Consider the following 20,002-nt stretch of genomic DNA (forward strand, 5'->3'; position numbering starts at 1 on the left):
GTGCCTCTTTCGCCCCCTGCCCCCGCACGCTCGAATCGTGATAGACAGACGCACCTTGACGCAGCGAAAGGGAGGGAGGGGAGGTGGCCGCCGAGCCGTCGGAACCACTCAGCGACTCAGACCTCCTCGCTCGCCATGTGGCCGGCGAACCGGACGCCTTCGGCGAGCTGGTACGGCGCCACCGCGACCGGCTGTGGGCCGTCGCGATACGGACCCTGGGTGACCGCGAGGAAGCCGCGGACGCCGTCCAGGACGCCCTTGTCTCCGCCTTCCGGGCAGCCCACACCTTCCGCGGCCAGTCCGCCGTCACCACCTGGCTGCACCGCATCACCGTCAACGCCTGCCTCGACCGGGTCCGCAAGGCAGCCACCCGCAGGACCGCGCCGGTCGACGACACCGAACGATTCGAGCAACTCCTCGAACCGCACGAATCCGCGGAGGCACCGGCGGAGCGCCAGGACCTGCACCGCGAGCTCCTGGCCGCACTCGCCACTCTCCCCGCCGAGCAACGGGCCGCACTCGTCCTCGTGGACATGCAGGGCTACCCCGTGGCCGAGGCGGCACGCGTCCTCGACGTACCGACAGGCACCGTGAAAAGCCGCTGTGCGCGGGGGCGGGCCCGGCTGGCCCCGCTGCTCACCCACCTCCGCAGCGAGGTCACAGGAGCCGACGGGGCAGCCACGAAAAGGAACCGGACGCCGCGTACATCCGTCCCACCGGCATCGGGGCCGAGAGATGCGGGCACAAGCGATCCCGCTGCAGTGAAGGGCGGAGGTGGGCGCACATGACATCAACGACCGACACGACCCAGCACCCGGACGTCACGGAGATCTCCGACCTGGCGGAGGGGCTGCTCCCACCGTCACGTGCGGCAGAGGTGCGCGGCCACATGGATGGCTGCGAACTCTGCGATGAGGTCCATGCCTCCCTCACGGAGATCCGCGAACTGCTCGGCACCGTACCCATGCCACAGCGCATGCCGGACGATGTCGTGGACCGCATCGATGCCGCACTCGCCGCCGAAGCGGCAACCGGCACCACGGCCCCGCATGAATCGGCGCATGTTTCACGGGGCTCCGCGCATGTTTCACGTGAAACAGAACCGCCGACAGTACAGAAGCCGAGTACAGAGCCCAGCCTCTCGGACCGTCCCGCAGGGCGTCCCCGGTCGACCACCGGCCCCGGCCGTCGACCGGTCCGGCGTCGCCGCCGCGCAGCCGTGCTCGGAACCGCTCTCGGTGCGGCCGTGGTCGGCGTGAGCGTCTTCCTGCTGCAGAGCGTCCAGCCGTCCCAGGATTCCGCGAGCCTCAAGGCGGCAGACCGCGGGTCCAGCTCCGAGGGGAACGGCAGAGGGGACTTCTCGGAGCCCACACTCGAAGACCAGGTGCAATCGCTCCTTCTGAGTACCAGCACGAAGCCGTCCAGGTCGGCGGATGGTGTGGGGGCTGAGAAGCAGGCGCCGTCCGCCGAGTCGCAATCGACGCCCAAGAGCACCTCGGCCGGGCCGGGGTCGCCCCAGACACCCTTGCGCGTACCCACCGTGCACGTCCCGCCCTGCGTGGAGCAGGGCACCGGGCGCAACGCCGCAGCCCTCGCGGTGGAAGAAGGCACCTACGAAGGCACGGATGCCTTCCTCGTCGTGCTGCCGCACCCATCCGACGCGACCCGCGTACAGGCGTACGTCATCGACGCGTCCTGCGTCCAGGAGAAGCCCGCGGGCAAGGGTGAACTCCTGCTGACCCGCACCTACGCACGCCCCTGAGAATCGCGCCGGACGCCGCCCCGGCACGGCGGGGAATGCATCCCCCGTAGGATCCGTTGGGTGGGGTGAGAGTCGTTGAACCGACCCCAGTAGGCGTGGACAGTAGGCAGTCTGCAGAGACGAGGAAGAAATCCGTGAGCGACGTCCGTAATGTGATCATCATCGGCTCCGGCCCCGCGGGCTACACGGCCGCCCTTTACACCGCACGCGCCTCGCTGAAGCCGCTGGTGTTCGAGGGCGCCGTCACCGCCGGTGGCGCGCTGATGAACACCACCGACGTGGAGAACTTCCCGGGCTTCCAGGACGGGATCATGGGCCCGGAGCTCATGGACAACATGCGCGCCCAGGCCGAACGCTTCGGTGCCGAGCTCGTCCCCGACGATGTCGTCTCCGTGGACCTCACCGGAGACATCAAGACCGTCACCGACACGGCCGGCACGGTGCACCGCGCCAAGGCCGTCATTGTGACGACCGGCTCCCAGCACCGCAAGCTCGGCCTGCCCAACGAGGACGCCCTCTCCGGACGCGGCGTCTCCTGGTGCGCCACCTGTGACGGCTTCTTCTTCAAGGACCAGGACATCGCCGTGGTCGGCGGCGGCGACACCGCGATGGAGGAGGCGACCTTCCTCTCCCGCTTCGCCAAGTCGGTCACCATCGTCCACCGCCGCGACACGCTGCGCGCCTCCAAGGCGATGCAGGAGCGCGCCTTCGCCGACCCGAAGATCAAGTTCGCCTGGGGCAGCGAGGTTGCCGGAGTGCACGGCGAACAGAAGCTGTCCGGCCTGACCCTTCGGAACACCAAGACCGGCGAGACGTCGGAGCTCGCGGTGACCGGCCTGTTCATCGCGGTGGGCCACGACCCGCGCACCGAGCTCTTCAAGGGCCAGCTCGACCTCGACGACGAGGGCTACCTCAGGGTCGCTGCTCCCTCGACGCGTACCAACCTGACCGGTGTCTTCGGCGCCGGTGACGTCGTCGACCACACCTACCGGCAGGCCATCACCGCTGCCGGCACCGGCTGCTCGGCCGCACTCGACGCCGAGCGCTTCCTCGCCGCGCTCGCCGACGACGAAAAGGCCGCTACGGCCACCGCCTGACTCACGACTCTCACCCCACACCCCAAGAAGTTAAGGAGGCCGCCGTGGCCGGCGCCCTGAAGAACGTGACCGACGACTCCTTCGACGAGGTCGTCCTGAAGAGCGACAAGCCTGTGCTGGTGGACTTCTGGGCCGCCTGGTGCGGCCCGTGCCGTCAAATCGCCCCCTCCCTGGAGGCCATCGCCGCCGAGCACGGCGACCAGATCGAGATCGTCAAGCTCAACATTGACGAGAACCCGGCCACGGCCGCCAAGTACGGCGTCATGTCCATCCCGACCCTGAACGTCTACCAGGGCGGCGAGGTCGCCAAGACCATCGTCGGTGCCAAGCCGAAGGCCGCGATCCTCCGCGACCTCGAAGGCTTCCTCGGCGAGTAGGGCCGCAACTCGCTGTTTCACGTGAAACGGGTCCATCCCCCGAGGGATGGACCCGTTTCACGTTGTCATGGGCTCTCGGATCACAGCGGCCTCAACGCCGGCTCCTTCTGCACTGCACCGAGCAACCGGTCCAGTGCCAGTTCAACGTCTTCCTTCCAGGACAGCGTCGTACGCAGTTCCAGCCTCAGCCTCGGATGAACGGGATGCGGCCGTACGGTCTTGAAGCCGACTGCCAGCAGATGATCCGCGGGAAGCACACAGGCAGGCTCCTTCCACCGAGCATCACCGAAAGCCTCGATCGCCTTGAACCCCCGACGCAGCAGGTCCTTGGCAACGGCCTGCACCATGACCCGGCCCAGTCCCTGCCCCTGGTAGCCCGGCACGATCCAGGCAGTCATCAACTGCACGGCATCGGGAGAGACAGGGCTGGTGGGAAACGCGGTCGAACGCGGCACATAGGCCGGCGGCGCATAGAGAACGAAGCCCACTGGCACATCGTCGACATAGACAACGCGGCCACACGACCCCCACTCCAGGAGAACGGCCGAGATCCAGGCCTCTTTCTCCAGCTCGGGTGTTCCCGCCTTTACCGCAGCTTCCCCGGTGACCGGATCAAGCTCCCAGAAGACACACGAGCGGCAGCGTCCGGGGAGATCGGAAAGGTTGTCCAGTGTGAGCGGTACGAGCCGACGCCCCATGAAGGCTGTTCCTCGCTTCCTTCGCCCGCCGAGTCGCGTGCGACAGTCAGTGCACTCTGTTCGAGGAGCAGGCTGCCGACGAACCCTCCGACAGCCCCCAGGCCCAGCGCCACCGTCATCGGTCGGCTGCGGCTCACTGATCGCATGGCCCTCCCTACCGAGGTGGACCAAGCCGGATGTGCCATACCAGAACGCATCGTATCCACCCGGGGATGAAGCCGACACCGAGAGAAAGCAAAGGGCGGGCTGTGTTCCGGTAACCCCCGGAATACAGCCCGCCCCGCAACCCCGTCAGCAGGGTCAGCCCTCGTCGTCCTCCGCGGAATCCTCGGAGGGTGCCTGATCCAGCACGCGCCCCTCACCTGGTGCCAGGCTGCCGAGAATGCGGTCCAGATCCTCCATCGACGCGAACTCCACGACGATCTTCCCCTTCTTCTGACCGAGGTCGACCTTCACCCTGGTCTCGAAGCGGTCCGAGAGCCGGGTGGCGAGGTCCGACAGTGCGGGCGACACCCGACCACCGGCCCGCGGCCCCTTGGACTTGGCGGGGCTCGTGGGGCTGGAGCCCATGAGGGTCACGATCTCCTCGACCGCACGCACCGAAAGCCCCTCGGCCACGATGCGATGAGCCAGCCTGTCCTGCTCCTCCGAGTCGTCCACGGACAGCAGCGCCCGCGCATGACCGGCGGACAGCACCCCGGCCGCGACCCTCCGCTGCACCGGAGCCGACAGCCTCAGCAGTCGCAGCGTGTTCGACACCTGCGGCCGGGAACGCCCGATCCGGTCGGCCAGCTGGTCATGCGTGCACTTGAAGTCCTTGAGCAGCTGGTCGTACGCGGCTGCCTCCTCCAACGGGTTCAGCTGCGCCCGGTGAAGGTTCTCCAGGAGTGCGTCCAGGAGAAGCTTCTCGTCATCCGTGGCCCGGACGATAGCCGGGATTCGTTCCAGACCCGCCTCCCGGCAGGCCCTCCAGCGCCGCTCGCCCATGATGAGCTCATAGCGCTCCGGCCCTACCTTCCGTACGACAACGGGCTGGAGAAGGCCCACCTCCTTGATGGAGGTCACCAACTCCGCGAGTGCGTCCTCGTCGAACACCTCACGGGGCTGGCGGGGATTCGGCGTGATGGAGCCGAGAAGAACCTCGGCAAAATACGCCCCGGCAGGTCCCACCGGTTCGGCGGCCGTTCCGGACTCCGAAACCGGCGCACTCGGCTCCGGCACAACCGGGGCACCCCCGAGAGCGGCCACCTTTGCCGCAGCCACCCCCCGCTCCGCCGTCATCACAGGACCCGCCCCGGCAGAGGTCGGTCCCACCCCTGAGGACGGCACCTGCTTCTCCTGCGGAGCGGCGGGGATCAGGGCACCCAGCCCACGCCCCAACCCTCTTCGACGCTCGCTCACTGAATCCCCTCCGAAATGCTCTGCTGGCTGTTCCCGCTGCCCGTTCGGGCGTGCTGGGACTCGTAGTGGACCCCGACACCCCGCAGGGCGATCTCACGCGCCGCTTCGAGATACGACAGCGACCCGCTGGAACCCGGGTCGTAGGTCAGCACGGTCTGCCCATAACTGGGCGCCTCCGAAATCCGCACCGATCGCGGAATGCTCGTCCGCAGCACCTCCTTGCCGAAGTGGCTGCGCACCTCCTCCGCGACCTGCGAAGCGAGCCTGGTCCTGCCGTCGTACATGGTGAGCAGGATCGTCGACACATGAAGATCGGGGTTGAGATGCCCCCGCACCAGGTCCACATTGCGCAGCAGCTGCCCCAGCCCTTCCAGCGCGTAGTACTCGCACTGGATGGGGATCAGCACCTCTGCACCGGCGACCAGCGCATTGACCGTCAGCAGGCCGAGCGAAGGCGGGCAGTCGATGAGGATGTAGTCCAACGGCTGCTCATACGCCTGGATCGCTCGCTGCAGTCGACTCTCCCGCGCCACCAGCGACACCAGCTCGATCTCCGCACCGGCGAGATCGATGGTGGCGGGGGCGCAGAAGAGACCTTCGACGTCCGGTACGGGCTGAACCACCTCGGAGAGCGGCCTACTCTCCACCAGGACGTCATAGATGGAGGGGACTTCGGCATGGTGATCGATACCCAGAGCCGTAGAGGCGTTCCCCTGCGGGTCTAGGTCGACGACCAGAACACGTGCGCCGTGAAGCGCGAGCGAGGCAGCAAGATTGACCGTCGTGGTCGTCTTGCCCACTCCACCCTTCTGATTGGCCACCACCATGACGCGCGTCCGGTCAGGACGGGGCAGGCCCTCGCCGGCGCGGCCGAGGGCCTCAACCGCCAGCTGGGCCGCGCGACCGATAGGTGTGTCGTCCATCGGCGGCGGTGTTTCACGTGAAACACCCTCCCCCGCCGATTCGGTTCGGGGACCGGGGACCGGATCGGTCATCGGTCCCGCGATGTTGGCGTCGGACCGCAAGGATTCACTCTCCTCGACTTCAGGCTCGCAATGAACAGAGCCTGCCATGCTTTCAGGGTCGTGAACCAGCGAGGCCCGCTCTTCTGTGGATGAATCCACTTCTGTGGACAACTCCGTAGCCCTAACGGGCCTGCGATGCCGCGGCGCGGCAGCCACGCGACCGCGGCTGATGATTCCATGCAGCAGAGAGCGACGTTTCACGTGAAACACGATGCCCCTGCAGCCTAGCTACAGGGGCACGACACTCCGCATGGGGACGTACGGCTACATACCGGAGCACGACCGGCAGACGGCATGAACCGCACGTAGCACTCGCCCCCGCGGCGCGACCAGAGACGTCAGCGACGGCGCCTCGTACGACTCGTCCTGGCGGCCTTGGCCCTCTTTGCGGCGAACCTCACACCGCCCGGACTCTCACCGACCACCACACGCACCACCGTGGACATCGGGTCGACAACGCCCTCCCCGACATGCAGCACCTCGGTCTCCACCACACCGAGCTTGCTCAGCGCCGCACGAGCCCCGACGATCTCCTCCTCGGCGGTGTCCCCCTTGAGCGCCAGCATCTCTCCGTACGGACGCAGCAGCGGAACGCCCCAACCGGCCAGCCGGTCCAGCGGCGCCACAGCACGAGCCGTCACCACATGCACCGGCTGAAGCGAGCCCAGAACCTCCTCGGCCCGGCCACGCACGACCGTCACATGGTCCAGACCCAGCAGCTCCACGACTTCCTGAAGGAAATTCGTGCGCCGGAGCAGTGGCTCCAGCAAGGTGATCTTGAGATCCGGGCGCACCAGTGCCAGCGGGATACCGGGAAGACCCGCACCCGAACCCACATCGCAGACCGTGACTCCCTCGGGCACGACCTCGGAGAGCACCGCACAGTTCAGCAGATGCCGCTCCCACAGCCGCGGGACCTCACGCGGGCCGATCAGCCCCCGCTTCACCCCGGCATCCGCCAGCAGCTCCGCGTACCGGACGGCCTCCGGGAAGAACTCGCCGAAAACCGCCCGCGCTCCTTGGGGCGCCTGGGGAAGCTCTACTTCCGCCGTCACGGGGACCGTCCTTCCATACCGCACTACCGCACTGTGGGTGGCTGACTATCAGGCTGACAAAGATCGGCCCCGCCTGCGAACAGACGGGGCCGACAGAACTAGGGTCCGGTCAGGCCGGGAGGACGACGACGAAGCGCTCCGGCTCCTCGCCCTCGGACTCGCTGCGCAGACCGGCGGCCGCGACCGCGTCGTGAACAACCTTGCGCTCGAACGGCGTCATCGGGTCCAGCTTCACCGGCTCACCGGTGCTCTTGACCTCATCCGCGGCCTTGGCACCCAGCTCGGCGAGCTCCGCCCGCTTCTTGGCCCGGAAGCCCGCGATGTCCAGCATCAGTCGGCTGCGGTCTCCGGTCTCCCGGTGAACAGCAAGCCGCGTCAGCTCCTGGAGCGCCTCCAGCACCTCACCATCGCGGCCCACGAGCTTCTGCAGATCACGTGCCGAGTCGCTGATGATCGAGACCGCGGCCCGGTCCGCCTCGACATCCATGTCGATGTCGCCGTCCAGGTCGGCGATGTCGAGCAGACCCTCGAGGTAGTCCGCTGCGATCTCGCCCTCCTGCTCAAGGCGGGTCAAGGTGTCGCTGCCCTCAGCGGCCGTGGAGGTGGTGCCTTCCGTCACGGATGGACTCCTTCTTACTTCTTGGACGGGTGCTTGGGCCGCTGCGGACCCTTGCGCTGTCCGGACTTGGCTTGGCGTGAGGAGCCGGACGCGGGCTTGCCCGCCGGCTTGGACTTCTCGTCCTGCGATGCGTCCCGCTTCTGCAGGGAGGTCTTGGAACCCGACTCGGTGGAATCGGCGTCCTTGGCCCCTGGCTGCGTGGCACCGGTCTGACGCTGGGACTTGGTCTGGCGCTTGGGCTGCTGACGCCGCTGCGCGGCTCCGCCCTCGGCCTCGGAGACAGCGGTCTCGCCCTTGGCCACCGTGCCGTCCTCCTGGGCGACGAGGCCCAGCTTGGCCAGCCCGGTGACGAACTTCCGCTCGATGTCATTGCGGTCCGGGCCCTTGGCCACGATCCGCTTGACGGTGTTGCGCCGGGTCCTGCCGCGAACCTCACCGTGAGCGGTGACGCTCTTCAGCAGACGTCCCAGGTACTGGTCCTGCGCCTTGCTGCCCGGGGTCGGGTTCTGGTTGATCACGTACATCTGCTGACCCATGGTCCAGACGTTGGTGGTCAGCCAGTAGACGAGGACACCGACGGGGAAGTTGATGCCCATGCCGGCGAAGATCAGCGGGAAGATGTACATCAGCATCTTCTGCTGCTGCATGTACGGCGTCTTGACCGTCAGGTCGACGTTCTTCGTCATCAGCTGGCGCTGGGTGAAGAACTGCGACGCCGACATCATCACGATCATGACCGCGGTGACGACCCGGACATCGGTCAGAGAGGCGCCGAGAGCGCTGACCTCCGACGAGCTGTTCATGAACTTGGCGGCGAGCGGAGCACCGAAGATGTGTGCCTGACGGGCGCTGTCGAGCAGCGACTGGTCGATGACACCGATCTTCTTGTTCGAGGCGATGGCCGACAGCACGTGATACAGGGCGAAGAAGAACGGTGACTGCGCCAGGATGGGAAGGCACGAGGAGAGCGGGTTGGTACCCGTCTCCTTGTACAGCTTCATCATCTCTTCGGACTGACGCTGCTTGTCGCTCTTGTAACGCTCCTGGATCGCCTTCATCTTCGGCTGGAGCACCTGCATGTTGCGGGTCGACTTGATCTGCTTCACGAAAAGCGGGATCAGGCAGATCCGGATCAGCACCACCAGGGACACGATGGACAGGCCCCAGGCCCAGCCCGTGTCGTCGCCGAAGATCGCCCCGTACAACTTGTGGAACTGGACGATGACCCATGAGACGGGCCAGGTGATAAAGCTGAACAGACTGGCAATCGTGTCCACTAATCAGGCTCCTTGAGCATTGGGCGAAGTCTCTGCGGCCTGACTCGGGGCTTCGGAAGCCGATCCCCGGACAGACGCATCAGCGGCGGAGTCCCCGCCCTTGCCACCGCGCATGGCATTACGCAGGAGTTCATGCCAACGCGGACGTTTGCGTGGTGGAACATGGTCCACGCCACCGGGTGACCACGGATTGCACCGCAGGATGCGCCAAGCCGTCAGCGCGGTTCCCTTGATCGCTCCGTGCCGGTCGATCGCCGTATATCCATAGTGGGAACACGACGGGTAGTAACGGCAGACAGGCCCGAGAAGTGGGCTGATCGTCCACTGATACAGCTTGATAAGAGCCAGCAGCGGGTACTTCATCGCGCGCCCCCTCCCAGCAGCCGCTGCAGAGCGGCGTCCAGGTCTCGGGCCAGCTGTTCATGGTCGGCGTCGCCCGCTCCGGGCAACGCTCGTACGACAACCAGGCTACCGGGGGGCAGCAGGGCAAGCCGTTCTCGGACCAGGTGGCGAAGCTTCCGCTTCACCGCTGTGCGTACAACCGCTCCACCCACGGCTTTGCTGACAACGAAACCCGCACGCGGCGGGGGAGCATTCTCCCCAGTCACGTGCGGGTCCGTTGCACCGCTGCGTAGATGAACGACGAGTAGCGGGCGGCCGGCCCGGCGTCCTCGACGTACTGCGGTCGCGAAGTCCTCGCGCCGCCTCAGCCGATTCTCGGTAGGCAGCACGTCATGACCTGTAAGCGATCAGGCGGACAGGTTGGCGCGACCCTTGCCACGGCGGGACGCGAGAATCGCGCGGCCGGCACGGGTGCGCATACGCAGCCGGAAGCCGTGGGTCTTCGCGCGACGACGGTTGTTCGGCTGGAAGGTGCGCTTGCTCACTAGGGGGCTCCAGAAATGACTCGTGTGTTGGCGGGACATCGCCTGGCTGTCACCGTGCGCCCACGAGAGACTCGCGTAAACGCTCTAGTGCACCGCTTCACAATCACAGGATCGTGATCTTTGCCCATCGGAGGCAGGCGGCAGCAGCCATCGACAACTCGACCTGGTCACGGTACGCGCGGCTACGCCATCCGGTCAAACCGGCTCCGCGACACCCCCCACTGTGCACAGGCTGTGGACAACAACTTGAACCACGCGGGTCGCCCTGACTACCGTGGCTGAGTTCCGGTCTTTTCTTCCTGCCTGCCGGTCCCCACCCATCCCGTCCCGAGAACCACACATTCGTGGGACCAGCGAGAGAGCGTGCCTTGTGGCTGACGTACCTGCCGATCTTGCCGCAGTGTGGCCACGAGTGCTGGAGCATCTCCTCGGGGAGGGCCAACAGGGCATCGAGCCGAAGGACAAACAGTGGATCGAGCGCTGCCAGCCGCTCGCCCTGGTCGCGGACACCGCGCTGCTCGCCGTCCCCAATGAATGGGGCAAGCGCGTCCTCGAAGGCCGACTCGCGCCGCTCATCAGCGAGACGCTGAGCCGCGAATGCGGCCGCCCGATCCGCATCGCGATCACCGTCGACGACTCCGCGGGCGAGCCTCCGAGCCCGCCCGCGCCTCCGATGCACCAGTCCCAGCAGCACCAGCAGCACCGCTACCAGGGACCGCAGCACGACGAGCGGCAGCACAACGACGCGTACGACGGATACGGGCACCGGCCCTCCGACGACGGCATGCCGACCGCCCGGCCGGCCTACCCCGACTACCAGCAGCAGCGTCCCGACCCCGGTGCGTGGCCGCGCACCCAGGAGGACCTCTCCTGGCAGCAGCCCCGGCTCGGCGGATTCCAGGACCGCGAGGCTCCCGCGGACCAGTGGCGCGAGCCGTACGCCGGCGGCCGCCCCCAGCAGCCTCAGCACGACTACCGCCCGCAGCCGCCCGAACGCCAGGGTTACGAGCAGCAGCGCCCCGACCACCACGACATGCAGGAGCCCCAGCCGCAGCACCGGCAGGGCGGCGCCGGCACCGGACGGCCCGGCGGCGCCTCCGGACCGATGGGCTCGCAGCCCGCTCCCACGCCCGGCCCCGGCGAACCGGCGGCCCGGCTGAATCCGAAGTACCTCTTCGACACCTTCGTCATCGGCGCGTCCAACCGGTTCGCGCACGCCGCGGCGGTCGCGGTCGCCGAAGCCCCCGCCAAGGCGTACAACCCGCTCTTCATCTACGGGGAGTCCGGGCTCGGCAAGACCCACCTGCTGCACGCGATCGGTCACTACGCCCGCAGCCTCTACCCGGGCACCCGGGTGCGGTACGTGAGCTCCGAGGAGTTCACCAACGAGTTCATCAACTCGATCCGCGACGGCAAGGGCGACACCTTCCGCAAGCGCTACCGGGATGTGGACATCCTGCTCGTCGACGACATCCAGTTCCTGGCGAGCAAGGAGTCGACGCAGGAGGAGTTCTTCCACACCTTCAATACGCTCCACAACGCCAACAAGCAGATCGTGCTGTCCTCCGACCGGCCGCCCAAGCAGCTGGTGACCCTGGAGGACCGGTTGCGGAACCGTTTCGAGTGGGGTCTGACCACCGACGTGCAGCCGCCGGAGCTGGAGACGCGGATCGCGATCCTCCGCAAGAAGGCGGTGCAGGAGCAGCTCAATGCCCCGCCGGAGGTGCTGGAGTTCATCGCCTCCCGTATCTCCCGGAACATCAGGGAGCTGGAGGGGGCTCTGATCCGGGTCACGGCCTTCGCCAGTCTCAACCGTCAGCCGGTGGACCTCGGGCTGACCGAGCACGTGCTGAAGGACCTGATCCCGGGTGGCGAGGACTCGGCTCCGGAGATCACGGCGACGGCCATCATGGCCTCGACCGCGGACTACTTCGGCCTCACGGTGGACGATCTCTGCGGAACCTCTCGCAGCCGCGTGCTGGTGACGGCCCGCCAGATCGCCATGTACCTCTGCCGGGAGCTCACCGATCTCTCACTGCCCAAGATCGGTGCGCAGTTCGGCGGCCGCGACCATACGACGGTGATGCACGCCGACCGGAAGATCCGCGCACTGATGGCGGAACGGCGCTCCATCTACAACCAGGTCACCGAGCTCACCAACCGCATCAAGAACGGCTGACGGACCGCCGCCACCTGCGCCGACGCCGGTCGGCACCCAGGTCTCCACGCACCTCGACAGCTGCTCCCGTACGCGCCTCAAGGGCGCCCGAAGAGCCCTCACAGGGTTCCTCGGGCGCCCTTTTCGTTGCCTGGAAACCGCCCGGAGGCCGCGCCGGAGCCGCCGGGAAGCCGCCGGAAGGCCGCGGAGACCGCCCGGAGGCGCCGCGGAGACCGCTCAAAGGCCCCTTGAGACCGCCCGAATGCCGTCCGAACGCCTCCCGGGGACCTCCCATCGCCCGCCCCGGACCCCACTGCCAACGCTTCGATGCCACCGCGGTGTTCGAATACCTGCCGCCGGCCGTCCGTTCTCCACAGATCTGGGGAGTTTTCCCCCTCCACAGCCTGGGGATCCGGAAGTTGTCCATATTGCTTCCACAGGGCCGACTGCCGATACTCCATCAGGCCAGGTCAAGGGCCTGGGGATTTGTGGTCAACAATGATCCACAGCCTGTGGACAAAATATTCGTCCACAAGAGGCGGATGATGTTGTCCACCGGCGACCCACAGGTCGAGCTGTGTTGTCCCCAGCTTCCTGCTGCTTCTCCACACCTCTGTCCACTGTTCGGCAACGCGGCACCGCCTTTCACCGCGCCGAGTGAAAGGCGTCACACCAAGAGGGTCGGTTGGGCTGTGGGGAACCTGGGTAAAGCTGGGGACAGACCTGGGGAGAAACCCCCCTGCCCTGTGCATCGGGTGTGCAGAACTTTCCTGTGTCCACAGAAGCGCCGTGTTGTCCACCGGTGCCACCCACAGGGTCGGTGGACAAAAAACCGGACTTGACCTGCGGAAACGACGTTATCCACGGTTTCCACAGGCCCTACTACTACTGCCACATAGAGTTAGCCCGGAATCCGCTTCGAAGTGGGGCCTGTGCACAACTCGGGGCCGGAGCGCTCCGAGGCTCTTGTCGCGACTTGACCCCGAGCAGCACCGAGTGTCGGTGCCGTACGTCAGACTGGTCCCCGGCGTCCTTCCTGCCTCGTCGGCGGGAGACCCGATCAGACGACGAAGGCCAGCAGGGCGAGCGAGCAACAGCAGGAGGCGGTTCCGGTGAAGATCCGGGTGGAGCGCGATGTACTCGCGGAGGCTGTGGCCTGGGTGGCCCGTAGCCTCCCGGCCCGTCCGCCGGCGCCCGTTCTTGCGGGCCTTCTGCTGAAGGCTGAGGACGGGGCCCTCAGCTTCTCCAGCTTCGACTACGAGGTCTCGGCCCGGGTCTCGGTGGACGCCGAGGTCGAGGAGGACGGTACGGTGCTGGTCTCCGGCCGGCTGCTCGCCGACATCTGCCGCGCCCTTCCCAACCGCCCGGTGGAGATTTCCACAGACGGTGTACGGGCGACCGTGGTCTGCGGCTCCTCGCGATTCACACTCCACACCCTTCCTGTGGAGGAGTACCCGGCGCTTCCCGAGATGCCGACCGCGACAGGCACGGTCCCCGGCGAGGTCTTCGCCTCGGCCGCCGCCCAGGTCGCCATCGCCGCGGGCCGTGACGACACGCTGCCGGTGCTGACCGGTGTGCGGATCGAGATCGAGGGCGACACCGTCACCCTGGCCTCGACCGACCGCTACCGCTTCGCGGTCCGCGAGTTCCTCTGGAAGCCGGAGAACCCGGACGCCTCGGCCGTCGCCCTGGTGCCCGCCAAGACGCTGCTGGACACCGCCAAGGCCCTGACCAGCGGTGACACGGTGACCCTGGCGCTGTCCGGCTCGGGCGCCGGTGAAGGGCTGATCGGTTTCGAGGGTGCGGGCCGGCGGACGACCACGCGGCTGCTCGAAGGCGATCTGCCGAAGTACCGCACGCTCTTCCCCACGGAGTTCAACTCGGTCGCGGTCATCGAGACGGCGCCGTTCGTCGAGGCCGTCAAGCGTGTGGCTCTCGTCGCCGAGCGGAACACCCCGGTGCGGCTCAGCTTCGAGCAGGGCGTGCTGATCCTGGAGGCGGGTTCCAGCGACGACGCACAGGCTGTGGAGCGGGTCGACGCGGTGCTGGAGGGCGACGACATCTCGATCGCCTTCAACCCGACCTTCCTGCTGGACGGGCTGAGCGCGATCGACTCCCCGGTCGCCCAGCTCTCGTTCACGACATCCACCAAGCCCGCGCTGCTCAGCGGCCGCCCGGCCGTGGATGCCGAGGCCGACGACGCGTACAAGTACCTGATCATGCCGGTCCGCCTCTCCGGCTGACCTGGTCGCAGGTCCGGTCACAGGTCCTGCCATGGCGGATCTCCCGACGGGCACGCTCGGCTCCGAGCATGCCCGTCGGTCCGTCCCCGGCCGGGCGTAGGCTCGTCCTTGGGTACGAATCGGCACAACGCTTAAGGAATCTCTGATGGAGCTCGGTCTCGTCGGCCTCGGCAAGATGGGCGGCAACATGCGCGAGCGCATCCGCCGCGCAGGCCACACCGTCATCGGTTACGACCGCAACCCGGACGTCTCCGATGTCCACAGCCTCGAAGAGCTTGTGGGCAAGCTGAAGGGTCCCCGGGTCGTCTGGGTGATGGTTCCGGCCGGTGCCCCGACCCAGGCCACGATCGACGAGCTCGCCGGTCTCCTCTCGCCCGGCGACATCGTCGTGGACGGCGGGAACTCCCGCTGGACCGATGACGAGAAGCACGCGGTCGAGCTGGGCATCAAGGGCATCGGTTTCGTGGACTGCGGCGTCTCCGGCGGCGTCTGGGGCCTGGAGAACGGCTACGCGCTGATGTACGGCGGCGACGCCGAGAGTGTGGCGAAGGTCCAGCCGGTCTTCGACGCGCTGAAGCCCGAGGGCGACTTCGGTTCCGTGCACGCGGGCAAGGTCGGCGCCGGCCACTTCGCGAAGATGGTCCACAACGGCATCGAGTACGCCATGATGCAGGCCTACGCCGAGGGCTGGGAGCTCCTGGAGAAGGTCGACTCCGTCACCGATGTGCGCGAGGTCTTCCGCTCCTGGCAGGAGGGCACGGTCATCCGTTCCTGGCTGCTCGACCTGGCGGTCAACGCGCTGGACGACGACGAGCACCTCGACAAGCTCCGTGGCTACGCCGCCGACTCCGGTGAGGGCCGTTGGACGGTGGAGGCCGCGATCGACAACGCGGTGCCGCTGCCCGCGATCACCGCGTCGCTCTTCGCGCGTTTCGCCTCGCGCCAGGACGACTCCCCGCAGATGAAGATGATCGCCGCGCTGCGCAACCAGTTCGGTGGCCACGCGGTCGAGAACAAGAAGTAACCGCAACGGGAGGCGGGCCGGACCCAGGCGTCCGGTTCGCCCCACGAAGCACGGAGCAGGAAGCCGGGAAGGTCGGCGTACACCCATGCATGTCACGCATCTCTCGCTGGCCGACTTCCGCTCGTACGCCCGGGTCGAGGTACCTCTCGAGCCGGGCGTCACCGCTTTCGTGGGGGCCAATGGCCAGGGCAAGACGAATCTGGTGGAGGCGGTCGGCTATCTCGCGACGCTCGGCAGCCACCGGGTCTCCTCCGATGCGCCGCTGGTGCGGATGGGCGCGGACCGGGCTGTCGTCCGCGCCGCCGTGACCCAGGGAGAGCGTTCGCAGCTGATCGAGCTGGAGCTCAATCCCGGCAAGGCCAACCGGGCTCGTGTCAATAGATCGTCGCAGGTCAGACCGCGTGACGTGTTGGGGATAGTACGTACGGTGCTGTTCGCGCCGGAGGATCTGGCGCTGGTCAAGGGCGATCCCGGGGAGCGCCGGCGCTTCCTCGACGAGTTGATCACGGCTCGTTCGCCGCGGATGGCGGGTGTGCGCTCGGACTACGAGCGGGTGCTGAAGCAGCGCAACACGCTGCTGAAGTCGGCGGCGATGGCGCGTCGGCACGGCGGCAGGTCGATGGATCTGTCCACGCTCGATGTGTGGGACCAGCATCTGGGCCGGGTGGGTGCGGAGCTGCTGGCGCAGCGGCTGGATCTGATCGCGACCTTGCAGCCGCTGGCGGACAAGGCGTACGGGGATGTCGCGCCGGGCGGTGGCCCGGTGGCGTTGGAGTACCGCAGCTCGGTCGGGGCGGGTGTGGAGTCAGCCCGTACCCGTGAGGAGCTGTACGAGCAGCTGATCGCCGCCCTGGTGGATGTCCGCAAGCAGGAGATCGAGCGTGGTGTGACCCTGGTCGGTCCGCACCGTGACGATCTGCTGCTGGGGCTGCGGGGGATGCCGGCCAAGGGGTACGCGAGCCATGGCGAGTCCTGGTCGTACGCGTTGGCGCTGCGGCTGGCTTCGTACGATCTGCTGCGCAGCGAGGGCAATGAGCCGGTGCTGGTGCTGGACGACGTCTTCGCGGAACTGGACGCGCGGCGCCGTGAGCGGCTGGCGGAGCTGGTGGCTCCGGGTGAGCAGGTGCTGGTGACGGCTGCGGTGGACGACGATGTTCCGGGTGTGCTGGCGGGGACGCGGTACGCGGTGTCCGCGGGTGAGGTGGAGCGGCTGTGAGCGGCCGTGGTGAGGGGCTCGGGGAGCCGTCGCGGGAGCGTTCCGGCGGGGGGAAGGCTCCGGAGCCCTCGGGCGTCGATCTGGCGCGGGTGGCGTTGCGTGCGGCCAAGGAGCAGGCGCGCGCGCGTGGTGCTGCCGCGCAGCAGAAGAAGCAGGCCAGGCGAGGTGGCGGGCTGCGTTCGGGCGCGCGGGCCGATGGGCGTGATCCGTTGCCGCTGGGTTCCGCGATCAACCGTCTGATCACCGAGCGCGGCTGGGAGACGCCCGCGGCGGTGGGCGGGGTGATGGGGCGCTGGCCGCAGATCGTCGGTGAAGATCTGGCCAATCATTGTGTGCCGCTGCGGTACGACGAGGATCCGGACGAGCGGGTGCTGACGGTGCAGTGCGACTCGACGGCGTGGGCGACGCAGCTGCGGTTGCTGGCGCCTCAGCTGGTGGCCCGGCTGAACGCGGATCTGGGGCAGGGCACGGTGCGGTTGATCAAGGTGCTGGGGCCCGGTGGTCCGCAGCGCAGGTTCGGTCCGCTGCGGGCGCCGGGGAGCACCGGTCCGGGCGATACCTACGGCTGACCTGGTCTTTTCTCTGTTTCGGAGCTGTTGCAGGGCCGTTGTCGTGCTGCTCCCCTGTCTCTTCCGGGCCCTGTGCGGGCCCCGTTCCCGGTCCGGACGCGGCTCTGCCGCGGTGCTGGGCTGTCCGTGCGGGGCGCTGCCCGTCGGGTCCGCCTTGTGGGGGTATGCGGTGGTTGTGACCACGCGGTGAGAATGGGGCGTCCCTCACGGTAGCGGGAGCTTGACAGGCCGAAGCGCTCAAGGCCCGCGTGAGCCTCCTGAGGGCCCTTCCTGAATATGGGGAGTCGTCAGCCGCTCATTCAGGGCGGCACATGCGTACTCAGGTACCGGCAAACCCCCATTCATGTCAGCGCTACCGGTAGACTGGTGGACAATCCCGCATCCTTGCGGGAGTCGTCGATACAAGCCGAACGACGCAGCCGCTCCCGTTTGCCCGGAGAACGGCCTGTGCTGTGCCAGAAAGGGCGCTTCGTGGCCGATTCCGGCAACCCCAACGAGAACATTCCGTCCACACCCGGTGAGAGCGCCGAGGCTGTCGCCGCGGGCGAGGCCGTGGGCACCGGCGAGGTCACCGCCTCGTACGACGCCAGCGCGATCACCGTCCTCGAGGGCTTGGACGCGGTCCGCAAGCGACCTGGCATGTACATCGGTTCGACCGGTGAGCGCGGTCTCCACCACCTCGTGCAAGAGGTCGTGGACAACTCGGTCGACGAGGCGATGGCCGGGCACGCGGACACGATCGACGTCACGGTCCTCGCCGACGGCGGGGTCCGTGTGATCGACAACGGCCGGGGTATCCCGGTCGGCATCGTGCCGTCGGAGAAGAAGCCGGCAGTCGAGGTCGTGCTGACCGTCCTGCACGCCGGCGGTAAGTTCGGCGGCGGCGGTTATGCCGTCTCCGGTGGTCTGCACGGTGTCGGTGTCTCCGTGGTGAACGCGCTGTCGTCGCGTCTCTCCGTCGAGGTCCGGACGGACGGATACCGCTGGACCCAGGACTACAAGCTCGGTGTGCCCACCGCTCCGCTGGCCCGCAACGAGGCCACCGACGAGACGGGGACGTCCGTCACTTTCTGGGCCGACGGGGACATCTTCGAGACCACCGAGTACTCCTTCGAGACCCTGTCGCGCCGTTTCCAGGAGATGGCGTTCCTCAACAAGGGCCTGACGATCAGGCTCACCGACGAGCGCGAGTCGGCGAAGGCGACGCTGGGTGCGGAGGTCGCCGAGGTGGCCGAGGGCGCCGAGGCGGAGCAGGTCCGTACGGTCACGTACCACTACGAGGGCGGCATCGTCGACTTCGTGAAGTACCTCAACTCCCGCAAGGGCGACGTCATTCACCAGTCGGTGATCGACATCGAGGCCGAGGACAAGGAGCGTCTCCTCTCGGCCGAGATCGCGATGCAGTGGAACACGCAGTACAGCGAGGGCGTCTACTCCTTCGCGAACACGATCCACACGCATGAGGGCGGTACGCACGAGGAAGGTTTCCGCGCCGCGCTGACCACGCTGGTCAACAAGTACGCGCGCGAGAAGAAGCTGCTGCGCGAGAAGGACGACAACCTCACGGGTGACGACATCCGCGAGGGTCTGACGGCGATCATCTCGGTGAAGCTGGGCGAGCCGCAGTTCGAGGGCCAGACGAAGACCAAGCTGGGCAACACGGAGGCGAAGACCTTCGTCCAGAAGGTCGTCCACGAGCAGCTCACGGACTGGTTCGACCGCAATCCGAACGAGGCGGCCGACATCATCCGCAAGGGCATCGCGGCGGCCACGGCCCGTGTCGCGGCCCGCAAGGCGCGTGACCTGACCCGTCGCAAGGGGCTCCTGGAGAGCGCCTCGCTGCCGGGCAAGCTCAGCGACTGCCAGTCCAACGACCCGACGAAGTGCGAGATCTTCATCGTCGAGGGTGACTCCGCCGGTGGTTCGGCGAAGTCCGGCCGTAATCCGATGTACCAGGCGATCCTGCCGATCCGCGGCAAGATCCTGAACGTCGAGAAGGCCCGGGTCGACAAGATCCTGCAGAACACCGAGGTCCAGGCGCTGATCTCGGCCTTCGGTACCGGGGTCCACGAGGACTTCGACATCGAGAAGCTGCGCTATCACAAGATCATCCTGATGGCGGACGCCGACGTCGACGGTCAGCACATCAACACCCTGCTGCTGACCTTCCTCTTCCGCTTCATGCGTCCGCTGGTCGAGGCCGGGCACGTGTATCTCTCCCGCCCCCCGCTCTACAAGATCAAGTGGGGCCGGGACGACTTCGAGTACGCGTACTCGGACCGGGAACGCGACGCCCTGGTCGAGCTGGGCAAGCAGAACGGCAAGCGGATCAAGGAAGACTCGATCCAGCGCTTCAAGGGTCTCGGCGAGATGAACGCCGAGGAACTGCGCGTCACCACGATGGACATCGACCACCGAGTCCTCGGCCAGGTCACGCTGGACGACGCGGCGCAGGCCGACGACCTCTTCTCGGTGCTGATGGGCGAGGACGTCGAGGCGCGGCGCTCGTTCATCCAGCGCAACGCCAAGGACGTCCGCTTCCTCGACATCTGAGTCGGCCGTACCAGCAAGCCGCCGCTCGAAAGGACTTTGAC

Annotated in this window: 20 protein-coding genes; 10 read left to right on the forward strand and 10 right to left on the reverse strand. The window is 67.4% G+C overall.

The genetic code is table 11. The features are described 5' to 3' along the window. Positions 1–83 precede the first annotated feature (83 nt). Entirely contained in the window at positions 84–788 is a 705-nt protein-coding gene (sigM, locus tag OG611_RS07710; protein ID WP_266416815.1) for an RNA polymerase sigma factor SigM, read from the forward strand. Positions 789–862: 74 nt separating this feature from the next. Here the strand turns inward: sigM and OG611_RS40615 are convergent, their stop codons facing one another. Next, positions 863–1,063 (reverse strand): hypothetical protein, encoded by a 201-nt coding sequence (locus tag OG611_RS40615; RefSeq protein WP_323180123.1) that lies wholly within the window; start codon positions 1,061–1,063, stop codon positions 863–865. 462 nt (positions 1,064–1,525) lie between these two features. Between OG611_RS40615 and OG611_RS40620 the strand changes: the two genes are divergently transcribed. From OG611_RS40620 to trxA, 3 genes are all read left to right on the forward strand, one after another. Further along, complete coding sequence (locus OG611_RS40620; RefSeq protein WP_323180124.1) at positions 1,526–1,762, forward strand: hypothetical protein; 237 nt, start codon at positions 1,526–1,528, stop codon at positions 1,760–1,762. Between the two features lie 134 nt (positions 1,763–1,896). After that, positions 1,897–2,859 carry a thioredoxin-disulfide reductase gene (gene trxB, locus OG611_RS07720; RefSeq protein ID WP_266416820.1) on the forward strand — a complete coding sequence of 321 codons (963 nt, stop codon included), beginning with the start codon at positions 1,897–1,899 and terminating at the stop codon, positions 2,857–2,859. A 44-nt stretch (positions 2,860–2,903) separates the two neighbouring features. Beyond that, positions 2,904–3,236 (forward strand): thioredoxin, encoded by a 333-nt coding sequence (gene trxA, locus OG611_RS07725; RefSeq protein WP_266416822.1) that lies wholly within the window; start codon positions 2,904–2,906, stop codon positions 3,234–3,236. Positions 3,237–3,316: 80 nt separating this feature from the next. Here trxA and OG611_RS07730 read toward each other — a convergent pair whose 3' ends face one another. The 9 genes from OG611_RS07730 to rpmH form a co-directional block, all read right to left on the reverse strand. Then, a complete protein-coding gene (locus tag OG611_RS07730) occupies positions 3,317–3,934 on the reverse strand; it encodes a GNAT family N-acetyltransferase (protein ID WP_266416824.1) in 618 nt (205 codons plus the stop codon). 300 nt (positions 3,935–4,234) lie between these two features. After that, positions 4,235–5,335 carry a ParB/RepB/Spo0J family partition protein gene (locus OG611_RS07735; protein ID WP_266416826.1) on the reverse strand — a complete coding sequence of 367 codons (1,101 nt, stop codon included), beginning with the start codon at positions 5,333–5,335 and terminating at the stop codon, positions 4,235–4,237. Next, the gene (locus OG611_RS07740; protein WP_323180125.1) at positions 5,332–6,408 is read right to left on the reverse strand and encodes a ParA family protein; all 1,077 of its coding nucleotides are present in this window, start codon (positions 6,406–6,408) and stop codon (positions 5,332–5,334) included. The genes OG611_RS07735 and OG611_RS07740 overlap by 4 nt, the downstream gene beginning before the upstream one ends. Before the next feature lie 290 nt (positions 6,409–6,698). Next, a complete protein-coding gene (gene rsmG / locus OG611_RS07745) occupies positions 6,699–7,415 on the reverse strand; it encodes a 16S rRNA (guanine(527)-N(7))-methyltransferase RsmG (RefSeq protein ID WP_266416829.1) in 717 nt (238 codons plus the stop codon). A gap of 109 nt (positions 7,416–7,524) precedes the next feature. Further along, complete coding sequence (locus tag OG611_RS07750) at positions 7,525–8,034, reverse strand: R3H domain-containing nucleic acid-binding protein (RefSeq protein ID WP_124719874.1); 510 nt, start codon at positions 8,032–8,034, stop codon at positions 7,525–7,527. 14 nt (positions 8,035–8,048) lie between these two features. Next, a complete protein-coding gene (gene yidC / locus OG611_RS07755; RefSeq protein ID WP_266416833.1) occupies positions 8,049–9,311 on the reverse strand; it encodes a membrane protein insertase YidC in 1,263 nt (420 codons plus the stop codon). Positions 9,312–9,314: 3 nt separating this feature from the next. After that, positions 9,315–9,674 (reverse strand): membrane protein insertion efficiency factor YidD, encoded by a 360-nt coding sequence (yidD, locus tag OG611_RS07760; RefSeq protein WP_266416835.1) that lies wholly within the window; start codon positions 9,672–9,674, stop codon positions 9,315–9,317. Then, the gene (gene rnpA, locus OG611_RS07765) at positions 9,671–10,042 is read right to left on the reverse strand and encodes a ribonuclease P protein component (RefSeq protein ID WP_266416837.1); all 372 of its coding nucleotides are present in this window, start codon (positions 10,040–10,042) and stop codon (positions 9,671–9,673) included. Before rnpA ends, yidD begins: the two co-directional genes overlap by 4 nt. Positions 10,043–10,060: 18 nt before the next feature. Continuing rightward, positions 10,061–10,198, reverse strand: a complete 138-nt coding sequence (gene rpmH, locus OG611_RS07770) for a 50S ribosomal protein L34 (protein WP_030930485.1) — start codon at positions 10,196–10,198, stop codon at positions 10,061–10,063. A 370-nt stretch (positions 10,199–10,568) separates the two neighbouring features. On the opposite strand from rpmH, the gene dnaA reads away from it, so the two are divergent. From dnaA to gyrB, 6 genes are all read left to right on the forward strand, one after another. Then, on the forward strand, positions 10,569–12,377 hold the full coding sequence (gene dnaA, locus OG611_RS07775) for a chromosomal replication initiator protein DnaA (RefSeq protein WP_323180127.1): 1,809 nt from the start codon (positions 10,569–10,571) through the stop codon (positions 12,375–12,377). A gap of 1,091 nt (positions 12,378–13,468) precedes the next feature. Further along, the gene (gene dnaN / locus OG611_RS07780) at positions 13,469–14,599 is read left to right on the forward strand and encodes a DNA polymerase III subunit beta (protein ID WP_072487582.1); all 1,131 of its coding nucleotides are present in this window, start codon (positions 13,469–13,471) and stop codon (positions 14,597–14,599) included. Between the two features lie 145 nt (positions 14,600–14,744). Beyond that, positions 14,745–15,623 (forward strand): phosphogluconate dehydrogenase (NAD(+)-dependent, decarboxylating), encoded by an 879-nt coding sequence (gene gnd / locus OG611_RS07785; protein WP_266416841.1) that lies wholly within the window; start codon positions 14,745–14,747, stop codon positions 15,621–15,623. 85 nt (positions 15,624–15,708) lie between these two features. Then, on the forward strand, positions 15,709–16,839 hold the full coding sequence (gene recF / locus OG611_RS07790) for a DNA replication/repair protein RecF (protein WP_266416843.1): 1,131 nt from the start codon (positions 15,709–15,711) through the stop codon (positions 16,837–16,839). 80 nt (positions 16,840–16,919) lie between these two features. Further along, complete coding sequence (locus OG611_RS07795; protein ID WP_266425639.1) at positions 16,920–17,408, forward strand: DUF721 domain-containing protein; 489 nt, start codon at positions 16,920–16,922, stop codon at positions 17,406–17,408. Positions 17,409–17,855: 447 nt separating this feature from the next. Next, positions 17,856–19,961 carry a DNA topoisomerase (ATP-hydrolyzing) subunit B gene (gyrB, locus tag OG611_RS07800; RefSeq protein WP_323180128.1) on the forward strand — a complete coding sequence of 702 codons (2,106 nt, stop codon included), beginning with the start codon at positions 17,856–17,858 and terminating at the stop codon, positions 19,959–19,961. Positions 19,962–20,002: the final 41 nt, after the last annotated feature.

Origin of the sequence: Streptomyces sp. NBC_01363 (genome assembly GCF_026340595.1) — a bacterium.
Taxonomy (GTDB): Bacteria; Actinomycetota; Actinomycetes; order Streptomycetales; family Streptomycetaceae; genus Streptomyces.

Excerpts from the sequence above, each read along its gene's own strand:
- OG611_RS40615 (WP_323180123.1), bottom strand. The coding sequence starts at position 1,063 with ATGCGCCGATTCATGCGGGGCCGTGGTGCCGGTTGCCGCTTCGGCGGC.
- OG611_RS07730 (WP_266416824.1), bottom strand. The coding sequence starts at position 3,934 with ATGGGGCGTCGGCTCGTACCGCTCACACTGGACAACCTTTCCGATCTC.
- OG611_RS07740 (WP_323180125.1), bottom strand. The coding sequence starts at position 6,408 with ATGGCAGGCTCTGTTCATTGCGAGCCTGAAGTCGAGGAGAGTGAATCC.
- yidD (WP_266416835.1), bottom strand. The coding sequence starts at position 9,674 with ATGAAGTACCCGCTGCTGGCTCTTATCAAGCTGTATCAGTGGACGATC.
- gnd (WP_266416841.1), top strand. The coding sequence starts at position 14,745 with ATGGAGCTCGGTCTCGTCGGCCTCGGCAAGATGGGCGGCAACATGCGC.
- recF (WP_266416843.1), top strand. The coding sequence starts at position 15,709 with ATGCATGTCACGCATCTCTCGCTGGCCGACTTCCGCTCGTACGCCCGG.